This window comes from Streptomyces sp. enrichment culture, from assembly GCF_964272895.1.
Taxonomy (GTDB): domain Bacteria; phylum Actinomycetota; class Actinomycetes; order Streptomycetales; family Streptomycetaceae; genus Streptomyces.
The window spans coordinates 2256110-2280446 of the sequence record NZ_OZ186832.1 but is presented as its reverse complement, the minus strand read 5'-3'; the positions used below and the strand labels follow the sequence as shown (position 1 = coordinate 2280446).

Sequence of the window (24337 nt, the reverse complement as noted above, 5' to 3'; positions counted from 1 at the left end):
CGTGGGCGACCGCTGGCATGTCGAGGTCGACCGGTCCCTGTGCATCGGCTCCGCGCAGTGCGTCCACCGGGTGGCGGAGGGCTTCCGGCTGGACGCCGCCCGCCAGTCGCGTCCGGTGGAGCCGGAGACCGACGCGGACGAGCGGGTGCTGGAGGCCGCCGAGAACTGTCCCGTGGAGGCCATCGTGATCACGCTGGTGGGGAGCGGGGAGGCGGTGTTTCCACCGGAGGAGTAGGGAAAGTCGAGCGGGCGTGTGTGAAGCTGCTTGCGCTGTCCATGACGGGTGGGGGAGACGAGCATGCGTGGGGCGGGGGTCGCCGCGGCCGCGGTCGCGGCCGTCGTGGTGCTGGCGGGCTGCGGCGGCGGATCGGACGAGCGGTCCGAAGGGGCGGCTTCGGCGTCGGCCTCGGTGCCGGCGGGGGCGAAGGGCGCCGGGCCGACGACGGCCTCCGTGCGCCGGGACATCCGGGCGGCGGCCGGAGCGGGGACGTTCGAGGGGCTGCGGTTCGTGCGGACCGGCCTGACCGAGCGCCTTGCCTGCCAGCTGATCGCCGTGGCCGAGACGTCCGCCGCGCCCGCCCGCCGCCAGGTGGAGCGGGTCGCGGAGGAACTGGAGCGGCGCGGCTGGAAGGTGAGCCCGAGGCCGGAGAACAAGGAGACGGCCGGCTACGGCTATCTGCCCGAGAAGGGCAGCTGGCACATGGACGTCATCGCCGGGGCCGACCTCCACGGGATGACCGGGATCATGATCGAGGCGTGGGCCGCGGACTGCGCGGCCGGCTCGGCCACCCCCACTCCGTAAAAATCATGGATTCGGGGTGTTCTGTCCGGCTTTGTGCGCTCTATCCTGGAAGTGGCCTACGAGGCGAGTGAGGGAGTCCGAGCGGAGTAGCCGACTCTGGCGAGATGCGCAGGCATCCGCCATTGCCGACGTCGACGGTCGGGCTGAGAGGCCGGAAGGCAGTAGTCGGGCCGGAAGGCGACCCCCAGAACCTGATCCGGACCATGCCGGCGCAGGGAACCCGTCTCGTAGGTTTTTCGCGGTCGATACGCGGTTCAGACGTCGTCGATCAGGCGGCACACCGTCTCGATGTCGATGCGCACCTGCGCGATGGACGCCCGGCCGGACAGCCAGGTGATCAGGGCCGAGTGCCAGGTGTGCTCGATGACCCGGACGGCCGAGAGCTGGGCCGGGGTGGGGTCGGTCAGGTTCATCGCGTCCAGGATGATCGCCGTGGTCTGCCGCGAGACCTGGTCCACCTCGGGGGAGACGCTGCGGTCGGCGAAGGTCAGCGCCCGCACCATCGCGTCGGCGAGATGCGGCTCGCGCTGCAGCGCCCGGAAGGCCCGCATCAGGGTCTCCGCCACGCGCTCCGCCGCCGTGTCGCCCGAGGGCGGCTTCTTGCGCAGTGTGGCGTGCATGTGCTCCAGCTGGTCCTGCATCGTCGCCACCAGCAGATGCACCTTCGAGGGGAAGTACCGGTAGAGCGTGCCCAGCGCCACCTGCGAGGACTCCGCCACCTCCCGCATCTGCACCGCGTCGAAACCGCCCCGGCTCGCCAGCTGCGCGCTCGCGTGCAGGATGCGCCGCCGGCGGGCCTGCTGCCGCTCGGTCAGCGGCGCGGACGCCGGGCGTACGTCGCTGGCTTCCACCTTGGCCGGCTTGGCTTGCGCAGGCATGGATCCCGTCCGTGACAGTCGGTGAGCAGGAGTGGGAGGAGCAGTGATCGGACAGAGCATGCCAGGCTCCGGCCGTGGCGTGAATCACCTGATCCACCTCTCCCAGCGGGGCTACCTGCCGGTAGATTCAGAGGCTCTTGAACGATCAAGTCTGTAACTTGTTCTAGGTTAGCGTCTCCGCGTAGTCTCGCGGGAAATTGCAGGGAGAAGGGGGCCCAGAGTGAGCGCTGAGGCCAGTCAGGCGGGCCCCCCGGAGGGCCTGGCCGCAGACGGCGAGCGACCGCTCCGCATCGCACTCCTCACCTACAAGGGCAACCCGTTCTGCGGCGGCCAGGGCGTCTACGTCCGCCACCTCTCGCGCGAGCTCGCCCGCCTCGGGCACCGCGTCGAGGTCATCGGCGCGCAGCCCTACCCGGTCCTCGACGAGGGCGTCACCCTGACCGAGCTGCCCAGCCTCGACCTGTACCGCCAGCCCGACCCCTTCCGCACCCCCCAGCGCGACGAGTACCGGGACTGGATCGACGCGCTCGAGGTCGGGACCATGTGGACCGGCGGGTTCCCCGAGCCGCTGACGTTCTCGCTGCGCGCCCGCCGCCATCTGCGGGAGCGGCGCGGGCAGTTCGACGTCGTGCACGACAACCAGACGCTGGGATACGGGCTGCTGGGCGACATCGGCGCGCCGCTGGTGACGACGATCCATCACCCCATCACCGTGGACCGGCAGCTGGAGCTGGACGCCGCCGAGACCTGGCAGCGGCGGTACGCGGTGCGGCGCTGGTACGCCTTCACGCGGATGCAGAAGCGCGTCGCGCGGCGGCTGCCGTCCGTGCTCACCGTCTCCGGCACCTCGCGTCAGGAGATCGTCGACCATCTCGGCGTACGGCCCGGCCGGGTGCACGTGGTGCACATCGGCGCCGACACCGACCTGTTCTCGCCCGATCCGTCCGTGGTCCGCGTGCCGGGGCGGATCGTCACCACGTCCAGCGCGGACGTGCCGCTGAAGGGCCTGGTCTTCCTCGTCGAGGCGCTCGCCAAGGTCCGTACGGAACATCCGGGCGCCCACCTCGTCGTCGTCGGCAAGCGGCCGACGGAGGGGCCCGTCGCCCAGGCCATGGAGCGGTACGGGCTCACGGGCGCCGTCGAGTTCGTCAAGGGCATCTCCGACGCCGAGCTCGTCGACCTCGTGCGCTCGGCGCAGGTCGCGTGCGTGCCGTCCCTCTACGAGGGCTTCTCCCTGCCGGCCGCCGAGGCGATGGCGACGGCGACGCCGCTGGTCGCCACGACCGGGGGCGCGATCCCCGAGGTCGCCGGCAAGGACGGCGAGACCTGCCTCGCCGTGCCGGCGGGCGATGCGGGGGAGCTGGCCGCTGGGCTGGTACGGCTGCTGGGGGACCCCGAGCTGAGAGCGCGGCTGGGCGCGGCCGGCCGTGAGCGGGTGCTGCGGCACTTCACCTGGGCCCGCGCGGCGGAGGGCACGGTGGCCCACTACCGCGAGGCGATCGCCCGCTCCGCGCCCCGGACGCCCGCCTCCGCGACCCCGGCCTCTGCCGCCGCGAGCCCGGCGTCCGCTCCCGCGAGCTCAGCCTCCGCCGCCGCGAGCCCGGCGTCCGCCGTCGAAGTTGTCGTATCCGATTCCGAAAGCAGGGCCACGTGCTGACCGTCGACTTCTCCCGGTTCCCGCTCGCCCCGGGCGACCGTGTCCTGGACCTCGGCTGCGGGGCCGGACGGCACGCGTTCGAGTGCTACCGGCGCGGGGCGCAGGTCGTGGCGCTGGATCAGAACGGCGAGGAGATCCGCGAGGTCGCGAAGTGGTTCGCGGCGATGAAGGAGGCGGGCGAGGCGCCGCAGGGGGCCACCGCGACGGCCATGGAGGGCGACGCGCTCGCCCTGCCCTTCCCCGACGAGTCCTTCGACGTCGTGATCATCTCCGAGGTGATGGAGCACATCCCGGACGACAAGGGCGTCCTCGCGGAGATGGTCCGCGTGCTCAAGCCCGGCGGACGGATCGCGGTCACCGTGCCGCGCTACGGCCCCGAGAAGGTCTGCTGGGCCCTGTCCGACGCCTACCACGAGGTCGAGGGCGGCCACATCCGCATCTACAAGGCGGACGAGCTGATCGGCAAGATCAAGGAAGCCGGCCTCAAGCCGTACGGCTCGCACCACGCGCACGCGCTGCACTCCCCGTACTGGTGGCTGAAGTGCGCGTTCGGCGTGGACAACGACAAGGCGCTGCCCGTGCGGGCGTACCACAAGCTGCTGGTCTGGGACATCATGAAGAAGCCGCTGGCCACGCGGGTCGCCGAGCAGGCGCTGAACCCGCTGATCGGCAAGAGCTTCGTCGTCTACGCGACCAAGCCCCATCTCCCCCGGGTGGACGCCCAGTGACGACCCCCCGGACAGAACACCTCGTCCTGCCCGGGGTCCTCACCGCGGAGCAGGCCGCCGCCACCGTCGCCGGCATCCTCGCCGTGCAGCGGGAGGACGGCGCGATCCCCTGGTTCCGGGGCCACCACCTCGACCCGTGGGACCACACCGAGGCCGCCATGGCCCTGGACGCGGCCGGTGAGCACGAGGCGGCCGAGCGGGCCTACGAGTGGCTCGCCCGGCACCAGAACGAGGACGGCTCCTGGTACGCGGCCTACGCCGACGGGGCGTACGACGACGTCACCGACCGGGGCCGCGAGACCAACTTCGTCGCCTACATCGCCGTAGGCGTGTGGCACCACTACCTGTCCACCGGCGACGACGTGTTCCTGGACCGCATGTGGCCCACCGTCTACGCGGCGGTCGAGTTCGTGCTGCGGCTCCAGCAGCCGGGCGGGCAGATCGGCTGGCGGCGCGACGACGACGGCACGCCGACCGCCGACGCGCTCCTCACCGGCTCCTCCTCGATCCATCAGGCGCTGCGGTGCGCGCTGGCGATCGCCGAGCAGCGGGAGGAGACGCAGCCGGACTGGGAGCTGGCGGTGGGCGCGCTGCGGCACGCCGTGCGGCGGCATCCGGAGCGGTTCCTCGACAAGGACCGCTACTCGATGGACTGGTACTACCCGGTGCTGGGCGGCGCGCTCACCGGGGCCGAGGCCAAGGCGCGGATCGAGGAGTCCTGGGAGCGGTTCGTCGTGCCCGGGCTCGGGGTGCGCTGTGTCGTCCCCAACCCGTGGGTCACCGGCGGCGAGTCCTGCGAACTCGCCCTGGCCCTGTGGGCGATGGGCGAGTCGGACCGCGCGCTGGAGATCCTCCAGTCGATCCAGCACCTGCGGGACCCGGAGAGCGGCCTGTACTGGACCGGGTACGTGTTCGACGAAGGGGTGATCTGGCCGCGGGAGCTCACCACGTGGACGGCGGGGTCCTTGCTGCTCGCCGTGGCGGCGCTGGGCGGCCACGAGGCGACGTGCGCGGTGTTCTCCGGTGAGCGTCTTCCGCAGGGGCTGGACCCGGACTGCTGCGGCTAGCCGGACCGCTGCGGCTGGGGTGGGTCCCGTTCAGTGCCGGTGCACCCGGTTGGCGATCGCGTGGCCCACGAACAGGTACACCACCGCCGCCAGGCCGTAGCCCGCGACCACCCTCGCCCATGCCTCGTCGAAGGTGAACAGGTCGTGGGACCAGCCGGCGAGCCAGCGGGCGACGTCGTGGACGAGCTGGACGAAGTCGTTGGAGCGGTTGGCGTCCAGCAGGTAGAGCAGGATCCACAGACCCAGGATGAAGGCCATGATGTCGGCCACGATGGCGATGACCGTCCCGGCCTGGCCGCCACCGGTGCGATATCGAGGAGACATGGGCACCGGGTAGCCCGGCGTGCGGGGGCGAAACCCCTCACGCGCTCAGGAGTTCAGTTCGGCCAGCACGCGCAGCGACTCGCGGTCCGGGGCGAGGGCGAGCAGGTCGGTCACCGGGCCCTTGCGCCACAACTCCAGGCGCTCGGCGACGCGTTCGCGGGGGCCGACCAGGGAGATCTCGTCGGCGAAGGCGTCGGGGACGGCGTCGACGGCCTCGTCGCGGCGGCCGGCGAGGAAGAGCTCCTGGACCCGGCGGGCCTCCTCCTCGTAGCCCATGCGCGCCATGAGGTCGGCGTGGAAGTTGCGGGAGGCGTGGCCCATGCCGCCGATGTAGAAGCCGAGCATGGCCTTCACGGGCCGCAGGCCCTCGGTGACGTCCGCGCAGATCCGGACCTGGGCCAGCGGGGCGACGAGGAAGCCTTCGGGGACGTCGTGCAGCGCCGGGCGGGTGGGGGACCAGTACAGGGGCAGCCAGCCGTCGGCGATCCGCGTCGTCTGCGCGATGTTCTTCGGGCCCTCGGCGCCCAGCAGGATCGGCAGGCCGGGGCGCAGGGGGTGGGTGATCGGCTTCAGGGGCCTGCCGAGGCCGGTGGCGTCCGGGCCGCGGTAGGGCAGCGGGTGGTGGCGGCCGTCCTGGGTGACGGGCGCCTCGCGGCGCAGGACCTGGCGTACGACGTCGACGTACTCGCGGGTGGCGGTCAGGGGCGACTTGGGGAACGGGCGGCCGTACCAGCCCTCCACCACCTGCGGCCCGGACAGGCCGAGGCCCAGCAGCACACGGCCGCCGGAGAGGTGGTCCAGGGTGAGGGCGTGCATGGCGGTGGCGGTGGGGGAGCGGGCCGCCATCTGGGCCACGGCCGTGCCGAGGCGGATGCGGGAGGTGTGGGCGGCGATCCAGGTGAGGGGCGTGAAGGCGTCCGAGCCCCAGCTCTCCGCGGTCCACACCGAGTCGTAGCCGAGGCGTTCGGCCTCCTGGGCGAGGGGGACGTGGTCGGGGGAGGGGCCGCGGCCCCAGTAGCCGAGCGCGAGTCCGAGTCGCATGCGGACACCCCTTTCTGACGCTGCGTCAGGTGCCGGGGTGAGGGTACGGCGACGGCCCCCCGCCCGGAAGGGCGAGGGGCCGTGGGTGCCGGATCGGCGGGATCAGCCGCGCTGGATGCCGCTCGTGTCCTGGAGGACGCCGCGGCGGCCGTCCTGGGTCTGCGCGACCAGGGCCGCACCGCGCTGCTCGACCGCCAGGTACCAGGTGCCCGGGGCGAGTTCGGCGATCGGGGTCTGCGAGCCGTCCTCCGCGAAGAGGGGGCGCGCGACCGGGACCGCGAACCAGAACGGGGAGAAGTCCGCAGCCGCGGGCTGCGGCGCCTGCGGGGCCTGGGGCGCCTGCGGCGCCTGGGGCTGGCCGCCGTACGGCTGCTGCGGCTGGCCGCCGAAGGGCTGCGGCTGCTGAGGGGCGCCGGCGCCCGGGTAGCCGTAGCCGCCGGAGGGCTGGCCGCCGCCGTAGGGCTGGGGGGCGGCGGGGCGCGGGGCGCCGACGAGGGCGGCCTTCAGGGCCGGGACCAGGGGGGTGGCCACGGCGGCGGCGGCCATCACCAGGGTGGCGATGAGGGCGATGATCAGGCCGGTGCCGGGCCCGAAGGCATCGGAGAAGTCTCCGTCACCGTTGTCGAAGCCGCCGACGGGGTCGAAGATGTTGCCGAGCGCGCTCCAGGCGGCGAACACGGTGAAGGCGACACCGAACTGGCCCAGTTCCAGACCGGCGACCTTCGGCGTCTGCGGCATACCTCGGCTCAGGACGACGAGCGCGGCGCCGATGATGCCGGCCAGCAATACGCCGAACACGACCGGCCCGCTGCCCCAGAGGCTGGGGATGTCGGCGCTGTCAGGGGCACCATCGATCGAGTAGAGGTCGAGGAACGACGCGATGAACAGCAACACCGCTGCTCCGATCACCACGCCGTCGCCCCGAGTGAGGGAGCGGATATTCACTACTTGTCCTTCGTCAGTCGTCGTCTCGTCATCGGCAGCGATGACACTATCGTCCGCGAGATCAGGGTGTCCGCCCGGATCCAGGGGCGGGCGACTACCCCCGCAGGAAACTCACGATTCCCTCGGAGATCCCCCGTGCGGCCTTCTGCCGCCAGGCGTCGCTGGTCAGCAGGGCCGCGTCCTTGCTATCGCGCATGTTGCCGCACTCGATGAAGACCTTGGGAACTGTTGAGAGATTGAGACCGCCCAGGTCCTCACGTGTGACGAGACCGGTACCGTCGCCGACGTAGTTGGAGGGCGCGCTGCCCGTCACGCGGACGAAGGTGCCGGCGATGCGCTCGCCCAGATCGCGGGACGGGCCGACGATCGGGCGGGTGTCGGCGGCGCCCTGGTGGACGGCCGCCGGGAGGATGACGTGGAAACCGCGGTTGCCGGTTCCCGAGCCGTCGGCGTGGATCGACACCACGGCGTCCGCGCGGGCCTCGTTGCCGATGCGGGCGCGCTCGTCGATGCACGGGCCGTACGGGCGGTCGGCGTTGTGCGTCAGCCTCACGGTGGCGCCCTGCTGCTGCAGGAGCGTGCGCAGACGGTGGGCGACGTCGAGGGTGAACTTCGCCTCGGTGTAACCGTCGTCGGTCGACGTGCCGGTGGTGTCGCACTCCTTGCGGCCCGTGCCGATGTCGACCTTGCGGTTGATCTCGGCGGTGTGCCGGAAGTTGCCCGGATTGTGGCCGGGGTCGATGACGACGACCTTGCCCTTCAGCGAACTCGCGCCGGTGGGCGTGGGACTCGGCTTCTCGTCGCCCTCGCCGGGCGGCTGCGGCTGCGGTGCCGCGGACGCGGTCCGGGAGGTGGCGGCCGGGCTCGACGCCGCCGCCCGCGGCGGGGCGTGGTCCTCGTCGGGGGCGCCGACCGCGTCGTACACCAGCCAGCCCAGCAGCGCCCCCGGCAGCAGCGCCGCGACGGCGACGGTCAGCGGGCGGCGCCGGCGGCGCGGCGCGGCGGGATCGAGGTCGGGGCCTTGGTACGACACGCCTGACACCCTAACGGCGAAAATAATCGGGTGCGGGGAGCGGCCGTGCCGTACTACGGTCGGTGCCGTTCAGGTGCGCCGGCCGCGGCTACTTCCTTTACTCGACGACAAGTGCGCCGCCGCCACTTCTGATCTCTGAACACCCAGGGCCTGCTCAGACCCCTGCGCCGGTGCGGCGCAGGACCCGCAGCGAGCCCGTCGCCGAGACCTCCGTGAAGGCGCCGGAGGCCAGGGCGCGGAGGTAGACCCGGTAGGGGGCCTGGCCGGTGAACTCGTCCACCGGGTCCGGGAAGACGTCGTGGATGACCAGCAGGCCGCCCTCGGCGACGTGCGGCGCCCAGCCCTCGTAGTCCGCGCTCGCGTGCTCGTCCGTGTGGCCGCCGTCGATGAACACGAGGGCCAGCGGCGAGTTCCAGATCCCCGCGATCTGCGGGGAGCGGCCGACCAGCGCGACCACGTGCTCCTCCAGGCCCGCCCGGTGGAGGGTCCGGCGGAACGTCGGCAGCGTGTCCATCACGCCGAGCTGCGGGTCCACCGTCTCCGGGTCGTGGTACTCCCAGCCCGGCTGCTGCTCCTCGCTGCCGCGGTGGTGGTCGACGGTCAGCGCGGTCAGGCCCGCCTCGCGCGCCGCGTCGGCCAGCAGGATCGTGGAGCGTCCGCAGTACGTGCCGACTTCCAGCAGCGGCAGCCCGAGGGCGCTCGCCTCGACGGCGGCCGCGTACAGCGCCAGCCCCTCGTCCACGGGCATGAACCCCTTCGCCGCCTCGAAGGCGGCCAGGATCTCGGGCTTGGGGGCCGCGGGCATGGGGATCCTCTCGGTCGTACGTGCTGGTCGGAGGGCCATGGTGTCGTACCCCCTGCCGGGCGGGCGACAGGGGGTGGGGGTGACGCGTACGGCGGGGTGGTGAGGCGTGTGACGGGGTGGTGAGGCGTACGACCGGGTGGGGGCTATACGGGGACGGTGACCGGCGTGGTGTCCGTCACGCCGTGACCTCCTCGTCCGAGGCCAGTCGCGTCCGGACACGGGAGAGGTTCGCGTCCTCCTCGCCGGTGGCGCGCAGCCGCGGGGTGCGGTCCGGCTTCGGCAGGCACAGGGCCAGCAGCAGGCCCACGGCCACGGCGGCGGTGGCGATGAGGAACGAGACGCGGAAGCCGTGCATCGTGGGGACGGCGACGCCGCCGACGGTGTCCGCCGTGTCGGCCAGCACCATGCCGATGACGGCGCTGGAGACGGACGTGCCGATGGAGCGCATCAGCGTGTTCAGGCCGTTGGCCGCGCCGGTCTCCGAGGCCGGGACCGCGCCGATGATCAGGGCGGGCAGGGAGGAGTAGGCGAGGCCGATGCCCGCGCCGAGGATCACGGCGATGACCAGGCTCTGCCAGGGGGCGCTCATCAGGCCGAGGCCGGCGCCGTAGCCGACGGCGATGATCAGCAGGCCGAGGATGAGCGTGGACCTGGGGCCGTAGCGCGCCGACAGCCGGGAGTAGACCGGCGCGGTGAACATCATCGTCAGGCCGAGCGGAGCGACCAGCAGGCCCGCCACCACCATCGACTGGCCCAGGCCGTGGCCGGTGGACCTCGGGAGCTGGAGCAGCTGGGGGAGGACCAGGGAGACGACGTAGAAGGAGACGCCGACCATGATCGAGGCGAGGTTGGTGAACAGCACCGCCGGACGGGCCGTGGTGCGCAGGTCGACCAGGGGCGCGGTGGTCCGCAGCTCGTACACGCCCCACAGGACCAGGACGGCGGCGGACGCGGCGAACAGGCCGAGCGTGGTGGGGGAGGTCCAGCCCCAGTCGCTGCCCTTGGTGATGGGCAGCAGGAAGAGGACCAGCCCGAGGGAGAGGCCGAGCGCGCCGGGCAGGTCGAAGGAGCCCTTCGCGCGCACCGGGGACTCCGGTGCGGCGATCAGGGTGAGGGCGATGGCGAGCATGCCGAGGCCGGCGGCGCCGTAGAAGAGGGCGTGCCAGTCGGTGTGCTGGGCGACGAGCGCGGCGGCGGGCAGGGCGAGGCCGCCGCCGACGCCGATGGAGGAGCTCATCAGGGCCATCGCGGAGCCGAGGCGCTCGCGCGGGAGCGTGTCGCGCATCAGGCCGATGCCGAGCGGGATGGCGCCCATCGCGAAGCCCTGGAGGGTACGGCCGACGATCATCGGGAGCAGCGCGCTGGTGACGGCGCTGACGAGCGCGCCGGCCACCATCACCCCGAGGCTGGCGATCAGCATCCGCCGCTTGCCGTAGAGGTCGCCGAGGCGGCCCATGATCGGTGTGGCGACGGCGCCGGAGAGCAGCGTCGAGGTCAGGACCCAGGTGGCGTCGGCGGGAGCGGTGTCCAGCAGCTGGGGCAGGTCCTTGACGACCGGCACGAGCAGGGTCTGCATCACCGCGACCACGATGCCCGCGAAGGCGAGCACGGGAACGACAGCGGGGGAGGTTCGCGTCATGTGTAGCGTGAACTCGGTGCGCCGGGGCAACTATTCCGTTGCTTTGTCCAGCTAACGAATTCTTGACCTGTTCTTGGGGGTGGGTGAAGGAGGGCGACGTCCTCGGATCCCCCCTGGGGTGGCGCTCCAGGGGTGACGGGCCTCAGAGCTCGCGTTCACGGGGGGTGAGGGGGCTGGGGTCGGCGGCCAGGGCGGGGTCGATGACCGTCTCGCCGGTCAGTGCGCGGCGGATCGCCGTGGCCAGCTCGTCCACCGGGCCGTCCTTCACCAGGAACCCGGCCGCTCCGGCCGCCATGGCCCGGCGCAGCAGACCGGGGCGGGCGAAGGTGGTCAGGATCAGCACCCGGCAGTCGGGCACCTCCGTGCGCAGGGCGGCCGCCGCGTCCAGGCCGCTCATGCCCGGCAGCCCGATGTCGAGGAGCGCCACGTCCGGGCGGTGCACCAGCGCGGCGTCCACGATCCGGTCGCCGGCCGGCACCTGGGCCACGACCTGCATGTCCGGTTCCATGCCCAGCAGCAGGGCCAGCGCCCCGCGCAGCATGCCTCGGTCCTCGGCGAGCAGCACTCTGATGGACCGGGCGGGGCGGTACGTACGGGGCATTTCGTTCACAGGCGCAGCGTAGGGCGGTCGGGGCGGGGTGGGGAGGTGTGTGGGCTCCTCCGGCACGTGTGGCGGCCCCCCCCGTCGAGCTGACATACCGTCAGGAGCCTTCACAACTCCAGGGCGCTCGGCTATACAGGGGGCGCCGGACTGGAACGCGTTCTAGGTTCGCCCGTGACGACCTCGGTGCGGCCGATTGGTGCGGACGCCCGCGCCGAGGTCTCGGAACCCGTCAGGAGCCCCATGCCCATCGACGCCGCCACGGCACTCGCCGCCGAACCCCGGTCCGGGGAGATCTCCTGGACCCCCAAGGACGTCCTGCTCTACCACCTCGGCATCGGCGCCGGTCTGCCCGCCACCGACCCCGACGAGCTGCGCTACACCCTGGAGAGCCGGCTGCATGTGCTGCCGAGCTTCGCCACCGTCGCCGGCTCCGGCGCGCCCGGGGTGATCAGCGGACTGTCCATGCCGGGCGTCGAGGTCGACCTCGCCCGGGTGCTGCACGGCGGCCAGTCCCTCACCGTCCACCGCGCGATCCCCGCCGAGGGCCGGGCGACGGCCACCTCCCGTGTCGCCGCGGTGTACGACAAGGGCAAGGCGGCCGTGCTGGTGCTGCGCACCGAGGTCGCCGACACCGACGGGCCGCTGTGGACCAACGACGCCCAGATCTACGTACGCGGTGAGGGCGGCTGGGGCGGTGACCGCGGCCCCGCGACCCGGCTGGACCCGCCCGCCGGACCGCCCGACCGCACCCTGGAGCGCACCGTCCGTGAGGACCAGGCCCTGCTCTACCGCCTCTGCGGCGACTGGAACCCGCTGCACGCCGACCCCGACTTCGCCAAGACCGCCGGTTTCGACCGCCCCATCCTGCACGGGCTGTGCACCTACGGGATGACCCTGAAGGCGGCCGTGGACACGCTGCTCGGGGGAGAGGTGAGCCGGGTGCGGGCGTACGCCACCCGGTTCGCCGGGGTCGTGTACCCCGGCGAGACCCTGCGCATCCGGCTGTGGAAGGAGGCGGGCGGGGTCGTGCGGGCCGAGGTGAGCGCCGTCGAGCGGGGTGACGCGCCGGTCCTCGCGGACACCGTCGTCCGGCACTCCTGAGCCACGGCACGGGCCGGTCGTCCCGTGCCGCCCGGTCCTGAGCAAGCCCTCCGTCACTCCTGAGTCGTGACCGCCGAAGGGACGTACCTCCGAGGGGAGCCGCACCATGCGCGCAGCCGTACTGCACGAGACAGGCCAGGAGAAGCTGGAGGTCCTCGACGACGTCGAGGCGGTGGGCCTCGGGCCCGGCAGGGTCAGGATCCGGGTGCGGGCCACCGGGCTGTGCCACTCGGACCTGTCCGCGATGAGCGGGGTGCTGCCGCAGCCCGCGCCCTTCGTGCCCGGTCACGAGGGGGCGGGCGAGGTCCTGGAGGTGGGGGAGGGCGTCACCCGGGTCGGACCCGGCGACCGGGTCGTCGTGTGCTGGCTGCCCGCGTGCGGTGCCTGCCCGGCGTGCCGGCGGGGGCAGAGCCAGCTGTGCCTCGCCGGCTTCCTGAACGCGGGCACCCCCAACTTCCGCCGCCCCGGCGGGGACGTCTTCGGCTTCGCCGGGACCGGCACCTTCGCCGAGGAGGTGGTCGTGGACGCCGGCTGCGCGGTGCCGATCCCGGACGACGTGCCCTTCGACATCGCCGCGCTCATCGGGTGCGGGGTGACGACCGGACTGGGGGCCGCGCTCAACACCGCGGACGTGAGCGCCGGTTCGTCGGTCGCCGTCCTCGGGTGCGGCGGCGTCGGCATCTCGGCGATCCAGGGCGCCCGGCTGAAGGGGGCCGCGGAGATCGTCGCCGTCGACCCGGTCGCCACGCGCCGGGAGGCGGCGCTGCGGTTCGGCGCCACCAGGGCCGTGCCGCCCGACGAACTCGCCGACGCCAGGCAGCGGATCACCGGCGGAGAGGGCTTCGACTACGTCTTCGAGGTGGTCGGACGGTCCGCCACCGCGCGCACGGCCTACGAGAACACCCGGCGCGGCGGCACCCTGGTGATCGTCGGCGCGGGCGCCATGGACGACCAGCTGCACCTGAACATGTTCGAGCTGTTCTTCGACGAGAAGCGGATCCTGCCGTCCATGTACGGCGGCGGCGATGTGCTGCGCTCCTACGAACGCACCATCGCCCTGTGGCGGGCGGGCCGGATCGACCTGGCCGGGCTGATCACCCACCGGGTGCCGCTGGCAGGGATCAACGAGGCCCTGGACCAGATGCGCACCGGCACCGCCCTGCGCACCTGCGTGGAGCTGTGATGGCCCGGCCGCTGGAAGGACTGTCGGCGGTCGTCACCGGCGCCGGACGCGGGCTCGGCCGTGCCGAGGCGCTGGAGCTGGCCCGGCTCGGGGCGGCCGTCGTCGTCAACGACCACGGGCAGCCCGGACGGGACGGTTCCGGCGCGGCCTCGGCCGGGCCCGCCGAGGAGGTGGTCGCCGAGATCCGCGCGACGGGCGGCAGGGCCGTCGCGCACACCGGCGACGTCGCCGACTTCGCGCAGGCGCGCGGGCTGATCGAGCTGGCCGTCGGGGAGTTCGGCGGGCTGGACATCCTCGTCAACAACGCGGGCATCCTGCGCGACCGCATGGTCTTCTCCATGGCGGAGGAGGAGTGGGACTCCGTCGTACGGGTCCATCTCAAGGGGCACTTCAACACGATCCGGTTCGCCTCCGCGTACTGGCGGCAGCGGGCGAAGGCGGCCGGCGCGGCGGTGTACGGGCGGATCGTGAACACCTCCTCGGAGGCGTTCCTCGCCGGTTCGGCGGGGCAGCCCAACTACGCGGCGGCCAAGGGCGGGATCGTCGGGCTGACCACGTCCACGGCCCTCGCGCTGGCCAAGTACGGTGTGACGGCCAACGCCATCTGCCCGCGCGCCCGCACCCGGATGACCGAGGACGTCTTCGCCGGGCTCCCCCGGCCCGAGCAGGGCCTGGACCCGCTCGCCCCCGAGCATGTCGCCCCGCTCGTCGGCTACCTCGCCTCACCCGCCGCCGCCCGGATCAACGGGCAGCTGCTCGTCGTGCACGGCGGGATGGTCGCCGTCGTCGAACGGCCGCGGGTGCAGGCGCAGTTCGACAGCAAGCAGGACACCTTCGGCTACGAGGAACTGGACGCGCTCCTCACCCCGTACTTCGAGGGCCGCCCGGCGGGGGAGACGTTCGCGGCGACGGAGGTGCTGGGGCTCAAGCGGGCGTAGAGCCGGTCACCAGGGGGCCACGAGCCCGGCCCCACCGGTCACCGCGCAAGCCGGTTCCGCGGGCCACCGGAACGACCGCGCCGCCGCCGGGCCACGGGGAGCGACCGCGGCCTCGCCGCCTCGCGTAACGACCGCGCCCCCGTCGGCCACCGGAACGACCGCGCCCCGTCGGCCACGGGGGTGACCGCGGCCTTGCCGCCTCGCGCAACGACCGTGCCCCGTCGGCGACCGGAACGACCGCGCCCGTCGGCCACGCGGGCGATCGCGGCCCCGTCAGCCGCCCGCAACGACCGCGGCCCCGTCCGCCACAGAGGCGAACGGGGCCGTGGGACCGTACCGTCGGCAGGCCGTCAGGCCGCCGTCTCGCTCGGCTGCTCCGCAGGCTTGCGGTGGCGCCCGCGGGGGGCCGACTCGGTGTCGTGCGCCGAGACCGGGCCCCGGTGCCTGCCGTGTCCGGCCGCCTGGTGGGCGTCGGCGGACAGCTGCTGGGACGTGCCGGCTTCGCTCATCGAAGAGCTCATCGAAGAATTCACCCCGTCAAACATGATCTTCTTACAGCCGGGGGAGTTTAACCGGCACACCTCGGGCCGAATCCAGACGGCCACGCCAACCGCCACTACTTCGTTACAAGACGCCCCAAGGGCGCTTGCTGCAACGGCACAGGGCGGGGTGCGGCGGGAGCCGGGGGGTCCGGTTCCGACGGCTCGCGCGGCACGTCACCCGAGCCCGTGCAACCCGGACTCGGGGACGCGTCCGGCGCGGCCGTGCCGTCCCGGACCGGATCCCCCGGCCCCGTCTCCCCCGTTCCCCCGGTCTCGCCCCAGGGCGCGGGCCACTCGGCCACACCGCAGGGGGCGTCCTCGGTGGCGTACGGCAGCCGCAGCACGCCCGTCTCCGTCCACAGCCCGGCCCCCGCCAGCCACCCCAGCGGCGCCGCGAGATGCCGCACCCGCCGGTCGGCCGGCCGCCACACCCCCACCCAGCTGCCCACCGGGCCGTCCACCCGCAGCGCCACCGCGCAGCTCTCCGGCGTCAGCACCTGCCCCGGCTGGATGGCGAACGGCGTCACCGCGCACCCCTCCACCCGCAGGCACTCCGGGAACCGCACCGGCAGCGTGCTGCCCAGCACCCCCCAGCCCAGCCGCGCCCGCCCCGGCGACGGTGCGTCGGAGCTGATCAGCAGCAGCCCGCTGTCCGGGTCGGCGCACAGCAGCCGGTCGTCGCTGCCGTCGGCGATCTGGAGCAGCGGCGAGATCTCGCCGCCGCGCGCCAGATCCAGGACGACCGTCTTGGTCCGGCCCCCGGTCTCCTGGTCCAGCGCCAGCAGCCGGCCCTCCCGGTCCAGCCACACCCCGCCCGAACAGCGCCCGGGCACCTGCGCGACCCGCTCCGGCCCGCGCGCCCCGCCCGCCACCAGCCACAGGGCGCTGGAGCGCGGGCCCGCCGTCAGGGCGTACGCCCGCACACCGCCCGGCGCCGGAGGCAGCAGCTGCGGCCGGCCCTCCACGGCGCCGAGGACCAGCTCACCCGTGCCCGGCCCCGTCGGATACAGCAGTGCGAAGACGTTTCTCCCGTCGGTGGCCCTGCTGATCAGCACCCGCCCGTCCGCCAGCGGCTGCACCTCGGTGCCGGGCTCCTCCGGCTGGTTGCCGGGCAGCGGGACGGCGTAGGGCTCGGGGCCGTCCAGGGTCCACCGCTCCGGGAACCAGCAGTCGCCGCTGCGGGCGAGCCGGGCGGCGTACGCGCCGTCCGCCGTGATCACACATTCCGCCGCCGGGTCGGGGTCGTCCGCGTCCGCCGCGGCGGGTTCGATCGCACAGGCCGTCATCGGTCGGTCACCTCCGGCGACGAAGCTAGTTTTCGCACGCACAGACGTGGGATCGGCGGGCTGCCGCTTCACACATACGGGTGGCCGCGCGCCGATTCGCCTGAGGAAACGGGGGCGGGTGTGCTGTCCGGGATGTCCGGCACGGACGGTACGCCCGCACCGGTACAGCCGCCGGATACGGCCAGGTAGCCTTGCCTCCGTGCCCCGTCTGTCTGAAGTCATCGCCGCGCTGGAGAACCTGTGGCCCGCCGAGCGGGCCGAGTCCTGGGACGCGGTCGGCACCGTCGTGGGCGACCCCGACCAGGAGGTCGCGCGGGTCCTGTTCGCCGTCGACCCCGTCCAGGAGATCGTCGACGAGGCGGTGCAGCTGGGCGCCGACCTGCTCGTCACCCACCACCCGCTCTATCTGCGCGGTACGACGACGGTCGCGGCCTCGCACTTCAAGGGCCGGGTCGTGCACACGCTGATCAAGAACGACATCGCGCTGCACGTCGCCCACACCAACGCCGACACCGCCGACCCCGGTGTCTCCGACGCGCTCGCCGGCGCCCTGGACCTGCGGGTGGTACGACCCCTCGTACCGGACCCGAGCGATCCGTCCGGGCGCCGGGGCCTCGGCCGGATCTGCGAGCTGGACCACCCGCTGCCGCTCAGGGACTTCGCCGCCCGCGCCGCCGAACGGCTCCCCGCCACCGCGCAGGGCATCCGCACGGCCGGCGACCCGGACGCGGTCATCCGCACCGTCGCCGTCAGCGGAGGCTCCGGCGACAGCCTCTTCGACCAGGTCCGCGCCGCCGGTGTCGACGCCTTCCTCACCGCGGACCTGCGCCACCACCCGGCCTCCGAGGCCGTGGCCCACAGTCCTCTGGCGCTGCTGGACGCGGCGCACTGGGCCACCGAGTGGCCCTGGTGCGAGCTGGCGGCCGCCCAGCTCGACGAGATCTCCGACCGCCACGGCTGGGACCTGCGCGTCCACGTCTCGAAGACGGTCACCGACCCCTGGACCATCCACTCCCCTTCCCTTGGAGCCCCCAACTGAACGCCGCCCCCGCCGACCAGATCCGTCTCCTCGACGTCCAGGCCCTCGACGTACGCCTCCAGCAGCTCGCCCACAAGCGCAAGTCGCTGCCCGAGCACGCCGAGATCGAGTCGCTGACGAAGGACCTCACCCAGCTGCGCGACCTGCTCGTCGCCGCGCAGACCGAGGAGAGCGACACCGCCCGCGAGCAGACCAAGGCCGAGCAGGACGTCGACCAGGTCCGCCAGCGTGCCGCCCGTGACCAGCAGCGGCTGGACTCCGGCGCGGTCTCCTCCCCGAAGGACCTGGAGAACCTCCAGCGCGAGATCGCCTCCCTCGCCAAGCGCCAGGGCGACCTGGAGGACGTCGTCCTGGAGGTCATGGAGCGCCGCGAGTCCGCGCAGGAGCGGGTCGCCGAGCTCACCGAGCGGGTGTCCTCCGTCCAGTCCCGGATCGACGACGCCACCGCGCGCCGCGACGCCGCGTTCGAGGAGATCGACGGCGAGGTGGCGTCGGTGACGAAGGAGCGCGAGGTCGTCGCGGCCTCCGTCCCCGCCGACCTGCTCAAGCTCTACGACAAGCTGCGCGAGCAGCAGGGCGGCATCGGCGCGGCCAAGCTGTACGCCCGCACCTGCCAGGGCTGCCGTCAGGAGCTGGCCATCACCGAGCTCAACGAGATCCGCCAGGCCGCGGCCGACACGGTGGTGCGCTGCGAGAACTGCCGCCGGATCCTGGTCCGCACGGCCGAGTCCGGCCTGTAGGGGTCGCCGTGCGGGAGTTCATCGTCGAGGCGGACGGCGGGTCGCGGGGCAACCCCGGCCCGGCCGGGTACGGGGCGGTCGTCAGCGACGCGGTGACCGGGGAGACGCTGGCCGAGGCGTCCGAGTATCTGGGCGTGGTCACGAACAACGTCGCCGAGTACCGGGGGCTGCTGGCCGGCCTGCGCGCCGCGCACGAGCTGGATCCCACGGCCACCGTGCACGTCCGGATGGACTCCAAGCTCGTCGTCGAGCAGATGTCGGGGCGGTGGAAGATCAAGCACCCCGACATGAAGCCGCTCGCCCTGGAGGCGGGGCGGGTGTTCCCCGCGGACCGGGTCACGTACGAGTGGATCCCGCGCGAACGCAACAAGCACGCGGACCGGTTGGCGAACGAGGCGATGGACGCGGGGGTGGCGTCAGTGGCGTCCTCGGCCGGTACGGATTCCGGCGCGGCTCCTGTCTCTTCCGCAGACGCCGGTGCCGGGGCCGGGGCCGGGGCCGATGTGAGGGCCGCGCGGAGCGTGGCCGGCTCGCCGGGGTGGGGACCGGCGGACATGGGGGCGCCGGCGACGTTCGTGCTGCTCAGGCATGGAGAGACGCCTCTGACGCCGCAGAAGAGGTTTTCGGGGAGCGGGGGGAGCGACCCCTCCTTGTCCGACGTGGGCCGTGAGCAGGCCGAGCGGGTCGCCGCCGCGCTGGCCCGGCGCGGCACGATCCAGGACATCGTCGCCTCGCCGCTCGCCCGCACCCGCGAGACCGCCGGGATCGTCGCCGCCCGCCTCGGGTTGGAGGTGACCGTCGAGGACGGGCTGAGGGAGACGGACTTCGGCGCCTGGGAGGGGCTGACGTTCGGCGAGGCACGCGAGCGCTACCCCGACGATCTCGACGCCTGGCTGGCCGACCCCACCGCCCGTCCCACCGGAGCGGGCGAGAGCTTCGCCGAGACCGCCGAGCGGATCGCCGTCACCCGCGACAAGCTGGTCGCGGCGTACGCGGGCCGCACGGTCCTGCTGGTCACCCACGTCACACCGATCAAGACGTTCGTACGGCTGGCTCTGGGCGCCCCGCCGGAGTCCCTGTTCCGCATGGAACTGTCGGCGGCCTCCCTGTCGGCCATCGCCTACTACGCCGACGGCAACGCCAGCGTCCGCCTCCTCAACGACACGTCCCACCTGCGCTAGGGGGTCGTTCGCCCCAGCGCCGCCGCCTCCCGCGCGAGCCGTTCGATCCGCGCCCAGTCGCGGGCCGCCACCGCCTCCGCGGGCAGCATCCAACTGCCGCCCACGCAGCCGACGTTGGGCAGCGCCAGATACTCGGGCGCGAGGGTGGGGCCGATCCCGCCCGTCGGGCAGAAGCGGGCCTGGGGGAGGGGCCCGGCCAGCGACCGCAGATACGCCGTACCGCCCGCCGCCTGCGCGGGGAAGAACTTCATCTCCCGCACCCCGCGCTCCAGCAGCGCCACGACCTCCGACGTCGTCGAGACCCCCGGCAGGAACGGCACCCCGGACGCCCGCATCGCCTCCAGCAGTACGTCCGTCCAGCCCGGACTCACCAGGAAGCGCGCCCCGGCCCCCACCGCGTCCGCCACCTGCTCCGGCGTGATCACCGTCCCCGCCCCGACCACCGCGCCGGGCACCCCGTCGGCGATCGCCCGGATCGCGTCCAGCGCCCCCGGCGTCCGCAGGGTCACCTCGATCGCGGACAGCCCGCCCGCCACCAGGGCACGGGCCAGCGGCACGGCGTCGGCGGGGTCCTCCACGACCACCACGGGCACGACGGGCGACAGATCCAGGACGGAGGAGGTCATGGCGTCATCCTGCCCAGCCCGATCAGCATGCGCAAAGGGCGTTGCGCATGCTGCAATGCGTATGCTTCTCGATACCCGTCTGGCGAGCTTCTCGATACCCGTCTGGCGAGGCTTCCGCCCGCGTCAGTGGATCTCGTCCACCAGCACGTCCAGCGACCACGCCACCCCGGCCTTCGCGGGGGCCTGCGCCTCCACGGTGTACCCGAGCTCCCGCAGCGTCTCCACCAGCTCCGCCGGCGATCCCGGAGCCGCCCCCGCCTCCAGCAGGCTGCGGACGATGCGCCCCTTCGTGGCCTTGTTGAAGTGGCTGACCACCTTCCGCGTCGGCGCGTGCAGCACCCGCACCGACGCCGTACGGCCCGCGGTCTCGCCCTTGGGCTTCCAGGCCGCCGCGTACGCCGCCGACCGCAGGTCCAGCACCAGCCCGGAGCCGGCCGCCTCCGGCATCACCCGCGCCATCGGCCCCCGCCAGTGCGCGCCGAGCGCACCGAGACCCGGCAGCTTCACGCCCATCGAGCAGCGGTAGGAGGGGATGCGGTCGGTGATCCGAACCGCGCCCCACAGGCCCGAGAACACCAGCAGTGAACGGGCCGCGCGCTGCTTGGCCGCCGTACCGAGCGTGGCCAGGCCCAGGGCGTCGTACAGCACCCCCGTGTAGATCTCCCCGGCCGGCCGCGCCCCGGCGGTCCGCAGCCCGGCGTTCTTGGCGACCTCGCCGCGCAGCCCCTCGCTCAGTCCCAGCACCTCACGGGCCTTGTCCTCGTCGCCCGCGCACAGCTCGACCAGCTCCTCCAGCACCGCCTGCCGCGCCTCGTGCAGCCCCGGCAGCGACAGGGACTCCGGCTTCAGCGGGGCGCCACGACCGGACGCGGCCTTGCCTTCGGAGGGCGGAAGCAGGACGAGCACGAGTGTTTCTCCTTCGGTTCAGCTCGGGACAGCGTACGGCGTGGCCGCCCACACCCCCGGCCCACGCACGGGTGCCGCCCGCGCACCCCCGGCCTACGCTCGCTGTATGCCCCGTCGCCCCATCCGCGTGACCGGCGCCCCCCAAGCCCCGCTGCGGGCCGCGCTCGCCGCACTCCGCGCCGAGCTGGGGATCCCCGCCGACTTCCCGCCCGAGGTGCTCGCCGAGGCCGAGCGGGCCGCGCAGAGCCCCGCGCTGCCGCCGTACGACGCCACCGACATCCCCTTCGTCACGGTCGACCCGCCCGCCTCCACCGACCTCGACCAGGCGTTCCACCTCTCCCGGCAGGGCACCGGCTACCGCGTCCGGTACGCCATCGCCGACGTCGCCGCCTTCGTCGTACCCGGCGGAGCGCTGGACGCCGAGGCGCAGCGGCGGGTGATGACCCTGTACTTCCCCGACGCCAGGATCCCGCTGCACCCGCCCGTGCTCGGCGAGGGCGCCGCCAGCCTGCTGCCCGGCGAGACCCGGCCGGCCGCGCTGTGGACGTTCGACCTCGACGCCGACGGCAACCCCCTCGCCGTCGACGTCCGCCGCGCCCTGGTGCGCAGCCGCGCCCGGCTCGACTACGCCGGCGTGCAGCGGCAGATCGACAGCGGAACGGCCGAGGAGCCGCTCGCCCTGCTGAAGACCGTCGGCCTGCTGCGCGAGCGGCTGGAGGCCGACCGGGGCGGCATCTCCCTGGCCGTGCCCGAGCAGGAGATCACCGAGCACGACCACACCTACGACCTCGCCTACCGCGCCCCGCTGCCCGCCGAGGGCTGGAACGCCCAGCTCTCCCTGCTCACCGGCATGGCCGCCGCCGACCTGATGCTGTCCTCGGGCACCGGCATCCTGCGCACCCTCCCGGCCGCCCCCGACGGCGCGGTGGGCCGGCTGCGCCGCACCGCCACCGCCCTGCGCGTCGACTGGCCGCACCATGTCTCGTACGCCCAGCTGGTCCGTACCCTCGACCCGCGCGAGCCCCGGCACGCCGCGTTCCTCCAGGAGTGCACCACCCTGCTGCGGGGCGCGGGCTACACGGCGTTCCGCGACGGCGAGCTGCCGGCGGCGACCGTGCACTCGGCGGTCGCCGCCGCCTACACCCACTGCACGGCCCCGCTGCGCCGCCTCGTCGACCGCTACACCACCGAACTCTGCCTCGCCGTCTGCGCCGACCGCCCCGTCCCGGACCGGGTCCTCGCCGCCCTGGACACCCTCCCCGCCCGGATGACCGACGGCAGCCGCCGCGCCGCCCAGGTCGAGCGCGGGTGCGTCGACCTCGTGGAGGCCGCCCTGCTGAAGGACCGCGTCGGCGAGACCTTCGACGCCGTCGTCATCGACCTGGCCGACGGCAGGCCCGCCTCCGGCACCGTCCACCTCGAATCCCCGGCCGTCGTCGGCCGCGTCGACGGCGACCGCCTTCCGCTGGGCGAGCGCCTGCGCGTGCGGCTCACCGAGGCCGATCCGGGCAGGGCGAAGGTGCGGTTCGTCCCGGCCTGAGGGACGTCCCCCTGCGCACCGCGGACTTTCTCCGGTCCGCCCGGCGTTGCACCCTGTGGACCGGAAAGGGGTGCGCGGGGTGGCGGAGCAGGCACGGTGGACGAGGGCGCGGCTGGGGCGGTGCGGCCCGCCGCTCGATCTGCTCACCGCCCGTTTCCAGCGGCATGTGTACGCCCCGCACGCGCACGGGGAGTTCACGATCGGGGTCTGCGTCGGCGGGACCGAGATCATCGACTACCGGGGCGGACACATACGCACCGGGCCGGGCTCGATCGTCGTCCTCGCGCCCGGCGAGATGCACACCGGCGGTCCGGGCAGCGACTCCCACGGCTACGCCTACCGCGCCCTGTACGCCGCGCCCGCCCTGCTGACCGAGGGCACCCTCGGACTCCCGCACTTCCGCGAACCCCTCCTCGACGACCCCGAACTGGCCGCCGCCCTGCGCCTGACGCACACCGAGCTGGCCGCCTGCCCGGACCCGCTGGAGGCCGAGTCCCGGCTGCCGTGGCTGCTCACCGCCCTCACCCGCCGCCACTCCACGGCCCGCGCGACGAGCGACGTCGTGCCCGGCGCGGACCGCATCGCGCGGGAGGTCCGCGACCGCCTCGCCGACGAACTGCGCGACCCGCCCTCCCTGGCCGACCTCGCCGCCGACCTGGGCCTGTCCCGCTACCAGCTGCTGCGCGCCTTCCGTACGGCGACGGGGGTGCCGCCGTACGCCTGGCTCGCCCAGTACCGGGTGACCCGGGCCCGCGCTCTGCTGGAGGCGGGACTGCGGCCGGCCGAGGTGTCCGGGCTGGTGGGCTTCGCCGACCAGGCGCATCTGACCCGCTGGTTCCGCCGGGTGCTGGGGGTGACCCCGGCGGCGTACCGCAACAGCGTTCAAGACAGCCCCTGAGGACCTGGCCGAGACTCGCCGCATGACTGCACGCGGCTGGTTCCTGTTCTCCCTGATGGGAGTCGTCTGGGGCATCCCCTATCTGATGATCAAGGTGGCGGTGGACGAACTGTCCCCGTCCATGGTGGTGTTCGCGCGGTGCGCGCTCGGCGCCGCGCTCCTGCTGCCCTTCGCCCTGCGCCAGGGCGGCCTCGCCCGGACGGTCCGGACGCACGGCAGGCCCATGCTGGCCTTCGCGGTCATCGAGATCATCGGCCCCTGGTGGACCCTGACCGACGCCGAGCGCCATCTGTCCAGCTCCACGGCCGGACTCCTCATCGCGGGCGTGCCCATCGTCGGTGTCCTCCTGGCCCGCTTCTTCGGCGCCGAGGAACGCGTCGGCGCCCGCCGGATCACCGGCCTCGCCCTGGGCCTCGGGGGCGTCGCCGTCCTCACCGTGCCCCACCTCACCGGCGGTGACGCCCGCTCCCTGGCCGAGGTGCTGATCACGGTCGTCGGCTACGCCACGGCCCCGCTGATAGCCGCCCGCTACCTCAGGGACGTGCCGACCCTCCAGCTGATCACCCCCTGCCTCGTCCTGGCCGCCGTCGTCTACGCGCCCGCCGCCTTCCTGACCCGCCCCGCCGCCATGCCCTCGGGCGAGGTCCTGGCCGCCCTCGCCGGGCTCGGCGCCGTCTGCACGGCCCTCGCGTTCGTGGTCTTCCTGGAGCTGATCAAGGAGATCGGCCCGACGCGGGCCGGCGTCATCACGTACGTCAATCCGGCGGTCGCCGTCGCCGCGGGCGCCCTGTTCCTCGACGAGGAGCTGACCCTCGGCATCGGCGTCGCGTTCGC

The 24337-nt window shown here is 73.6% G+C and carries 24 protein-coding genes and 2 pseudogenes; 14 read left to right on the top strand and 12 right to left on the bottom strand.

The window, feature by feature from the left end; all coding sequences use genetic code 11:
- The first annotated feature begins 1 nt into the window (after nucleotide 1).
- Together ACSU6M_RS10340 and ACSU6M_RS10335 are read left to right on the top strand one after the other, a co-directional pair.
- A complete protein-coding gene (locus ACSU6M_RS10340; RefSeq protein WP_437068940.1) occupies nucleotides 2-235 on the top strand; it encodes a ferredoxin in 234 nt (77 codons plus the stop codon).
- A 63-nt stretch (nucleotides 236-298) separates the two neighbouring features.
- The gene (locus ACSU6M_RS10335; protein ID WP_437068938.1) at nucleotides 299-802 is read left to right on the top strand and encodes a hypothetical protein; all 504 of its coding nucleotides are present in this window, start codon (nucleotides 299-301) and stop codon (nucleotides 800-802) included.
- 254 nt (nucleotides 803-1056) lie between these two features.
- On the opposite strand, the gene ACSU6M_RS10330 is transcribed toward ACSU6M_RS10335, so the two are convergent.
- Nucleotides 1057-1680 carry a TetR family transcriptional regulator gene (locus ACSU6M_RS10330; protein ID WP_437068936.1) on the bottom strand — a complete coding sequence of 208 codons (624 nt, stop codon included), beginning with the start codon at nucleotides 1678-1680 and terminating at the stop codon, nucleotides 1057-1059.
- A gap of 220 nt (nucleotides 1681-1900) precedes the next feature.
- On the opposite strand from ACSU6M_RS10330, the gene ACSU6M_RS10325 reads away from it, so the two are divergent.
- From ACSU6M_RS10325 to ACSU6M_RS10315, 3 genes are read left to right on the top strand one after another with little or no spacing between them, the layout of a single operon-like run.
- Nucleotides 1901-3337, top strand: a complete 1437-nt coding sequence (locus tag ACSU6M_RS10325; protein ID WP_437068934.1) for a glycosyltransferase family 4 protein — start codon at nucleotides 1901-1903, stop codon at nucleotides 3335-3337.
- The gene (locus ACSU6M_RS10320) at nucleotides 3331-4065 is read left to right on the top strand and encodes a class I SAM-dependent methyltransferase (RefSeq protein WP_437068933.1); all 735 of its coding nucleotides are present in this window, start codon (nucleotides 3331-3333) and stop codon (nucleotides 4063-4065) included. Before ACSU6M_RS10325 ends, ACSU6M_RS10320 begins: the two co-directional genes overlap by 7 nt.
- Nucleotides 4062-5132 carry a prenyltransferase/squalene oxidase repeat-containing protein gene (locus ACSU6M_RS10315; protein ID WP_437068931.1) on the top strand — a complete coding sequence of 357 codons (1071 nt, stop codon included), beginning with the start codon at nucleotides 4062-4064 and terminating at the stop codon, nucleotides 5130-5132. The genes ACSU6M_RS10320 and ACSU6M_RS10315 overlap by 4 nt, the downstream gene beginning before the upstream one ends.
- 30 nt (nucleotides 5133-5162) lie before the next feature.
- Here the strand turns inward: ACSU6M_RS10315 and ACSU6M_RS10310 are convergent, their stop codons facing one another.
- The 7 genes and pseudogenes from ACSU6M_RS10310 to ACSU6M_RS10280 form a co-directional block, all read right to left on the bottom strand.
- Nucleotides 5163-5456, bottom strand: a complete 294-nt coding sequence (locus ACSU6M_RS10310) for a hypothetical protein (protein ID WP_437068929.1) — start codon at nucleotides 5454-5456, stop codon at nucleotides 5163-5165.
- A gap of 45 nt (nucleotides 5457-5501) precedes the next feature.
- Nucleotides 5502-6497 carry an LLM class F420-dependent oxidoreductase gene (locus ACSU6M_RS10305; RefSeq protein WP_437068928.1) on the bottom strand — a complete coding sequence of 332 codons (996 nt, stop codon included), beginning with the start codon at nucleotides 6495-6497 and terminating at the stop codon, nucleotides 5502-5504.
- Nucleotides 6498-6599: 102 nt separating this feature from the next.
- Nucleotides 6600-7442 carry a hypothetical protein gene (locus ACSU6M_RS10300; RefSeq protein ID WP_437068926.1) on the bottom strand — a complete coding sequence of 281 codons (843 nt, stop codon included), beginning with the start codon at nucleotides 7440-7442 and terminating at the stop codon, nucleotides 6600-6602.
- A 94-nt stretch (nucleotides 7443-7536) separates the two neighbouring features.
- A complete protein-coding gene (locus tag ACSU6M_RS10295; RefSeq protein WP_437068924.1) occupies nucleotides 7537-8475 on the bottom strand; it encodes an N-acetylmuramoyl-L-alanine amidase in 939 nt (312 codons plus the stop codon).
- Between the two features lie 154 nt (nucleotides 8476-8629).
- Nucleotides 8630-9280, bottom strand: a complete 651-nt coding sequence (locus ACSU6M_RS10290; protein ID WP_437068923.1) for a class I SAM-dependent methyltransferase — start codon at nucleotides 9278-9280, stop codon at nucleotides 8630-8632.
- 175 nt (nucleotides 9281-9455) lie between these two features.
- The gene (locus tag ACSU6M_RS10285) at nucleotides 9456-10919 is read right to left on the bottom strand and encodes an MFS transporter (RefSeq protein ID WP_437068921.1); all 1464 of its coding nucleotides are present in this window, start codon (nucleotides 10917-10919) and stop codon (nucleotides 9456-9458) included.
- Nucleotides 10920-11067: 148 nt separating this feature from the next.
- Nucleotides 11068-11520, bottom strand: a pseudogene (locus ACSU6M_RS10280) (response regulator); the annotation flags it as partial.
- A 243-nt stretch (nucleotides 11521-11763) separates the two neighbouring features.
- Between ACSU6M_RS10280 and ACSU6M_RS10275 the strand changes: the two are divergent.
- The 3 genes from ACSU6M_RS10275 to ACSU6M_RS10265 all read left to right on the top strand — a co-directional run bounded on the left by ACSU6M_RS10275 (nucleotide 11764) and on the right by ACSU6M_RS10265 (nucleotide 14745).
- Nucleotides 11764-12624, top strand: a complete 861-nt coding sequence (locus ACSU6M_RS10275; protein WP_437068920.1) for a MaoC/PaaZ C-terminal domain-containing protein — start codon at nucleotides 11764-11766, stop codon at nucleotides 12622-12624.
- Between the two features lie 106 nt (nucleotides 12625-12730).
- Entirely contained in the window at nucleotides 12731-13807 is a 1077-nt protein-coding gene (locus ACSU6M_RS10270) for a Zn-dependent alcohol dehydrogenase (protein ID WP_437068919.1), read from the top strand.
- Nucleotides 13807-14745: a 3-oxoacyl-ACP reductase gene (locus ACSU6M_RS10265; protein WP_437068917.1), complete on the top strand. Its 939-nt coding sequence runs from the start codon at nucleotides 13807-13809 to the stop codon at nucleotides 14743-14745. Before ACSU6M_RS10270 ends, ACSU6M_RS10265 begins: the two co-directional genes overlap by 1 nt.
- A 350-nt stretch (nucleotides 14746-15095) precedes the next feature.
- Here ACSU6M_RS10265 and ACSU6M_RS10260 read toward each other — a convergent pair whose 3' ends face one another.
- The gene (locus tag ACSU6M_RS10260) at nucleotides 15096-15254 is read right to left on the bottom strand and encodes a hypothetical protein (RefSeq protein ID WP_437068915.1); all 159 of its coding nucleotides are present in this window, start codon (nucleotides 15252-15254) and stop codon (nucleotides 15096-15098) included.
- Between the two features lie 107 nt (nucleotides 15255-15361).
- Nucleotides 15362-16573, bottom strand: coding sequence for a hypothetical protein (locus tag ACSU6M_RS10255; protein WP_437068914.1), 1212 nt, complete (start codon nucleotides 16571-16573; stop codon nucleotides 15362-15364).
- A gap of 199 nt (nucleotides 16574-16772) precedes the next feature.
- Here ACSU6M_RS10255 and ACSU6M_RS10250 point away from each other — a divergent pair, with 199 nt between their 5' ends.
- The 3 genes from ACSU6M_RS10250 to ACSU6M_RS10240 are packed head-to-tail and all read left to right on the top strand — an operon-like array spanning nucleotide 16773 to nucleotide 19533.
- Nucleotides 16773-17612 (top strand): Nif3-like dinuclear metal center hexameric protein, encoded by an 840-nt coding sequence (locus ACSU6M_RS10250; protein ID WP_437068913.1) that lies wholly within the window; start codon nucleotides 16773-16775, stop codon nucleotides 17610-17612.
- A complete protein-coding gene (locus ACSU6M_RS10245) occupies nucleotides 17609-18352 on the top strand; it encodes a zinc ribbon domain-containing protein (RefSeq protein ID WP_437075090.1) in 744 nt (247 codons plus the stop codon). Before ACSU6M_RS10250 ends, ACSU6M_RS10245 begins: the two co-directional genes overlap by 4 nt.
- Nucleotides 18353-18360: 8 nt before the next feature.
- A complete protein-coding gene (locus ACSU6M_RS10240; RefSeq protein WP_437068912.1) occupies nucleotides 18361-19533 on the top strand; it encodes a bifunctional RNase H/acid phosphatase in 1173 nt (390 codons plus the stop codon).
- Here ACSU6M_RS10240 and eda read toward each other — a convergent pair.
- Both eda and yaaA read right to left on the bottom strand, forming a co-directional pair.
- Complete coding sequence (gene eda / locus ACSU6M_RS10235; RefSeq protein WP_437068911.1) at nucleotides 19530-20159, bottom strand: bifunctional 4-hydroxy-2-oxoglutarate aldolase/2-dehydro-3-deoxy-phosphogluconate aldolase; 630 nt, start codon at nucleotides 20157-20159, stop codon at nucleotides 19530-19532. The genes ACSU6M_RS10240 and eda overlap by 4 nt on opposite strands.
- A gap of 123 nt (nucleotides 20160-20282) precedes the next feature.
- Nucleotides 20283-21065 carry a peroxide stress protein YaaA gene (yaaA, locus tag ACSU6M_RS10230; protein ID WP_437068909.1) on the bottom strand — a complete coding sequence of 261 codons (783 nt, stop codon included), beginning with the start codon at nucleotides 21063-21065 and terminating at the stop codon, nucleotides 20283-20285.
- A gap of 106 nt (nucleotides 21066-21171) precedes the next feature.
- Here yaaA and ACSU6M_RS10225 point away from each other — a divergent pair, with 106 nt between their 5' ends.
- From ACSU6M_RS10225 to ACSU6M_RS10215, 3 genes and pseudogenes are all read left to right on the top strand, one after another.
- Nucleotides 21172-22605, top strand: a complete 1434-nt coding sequence (locus tag ACSU6M_RS10225) for an RNB domain-containing ribonuclease (RefSeq protein ID WP_437068908.1) — start codon at nucleotides 21172-21174, stop codon at nucleotides 22603-22605.
- A 79-nt stretch (nucleotides 22606-22684) separates the two neighbouring features.
- Nucleotides 22685-23503: an AraC family ligand binding domain-containing protein gene (locus ACSU6M_RS10220; RefSeq protein ID WP_437068906.1), complete on the top strand. Its 819-nt coding sequence runs from the start codon at nucleotides 22685-22687 to the stop codon at nucleotides 23501-23503.
- Nucleotides 23504-23525: 22 nt separating this feature from the next.
- Nucleotides 23526-24305, top strand: a pseudogene (locus ACSU6M_RS10215) (DMT family transporter); the annotation flags it as partial.
- Nucleotides 24306-24337: the final 32 nt, after the last annotated feature.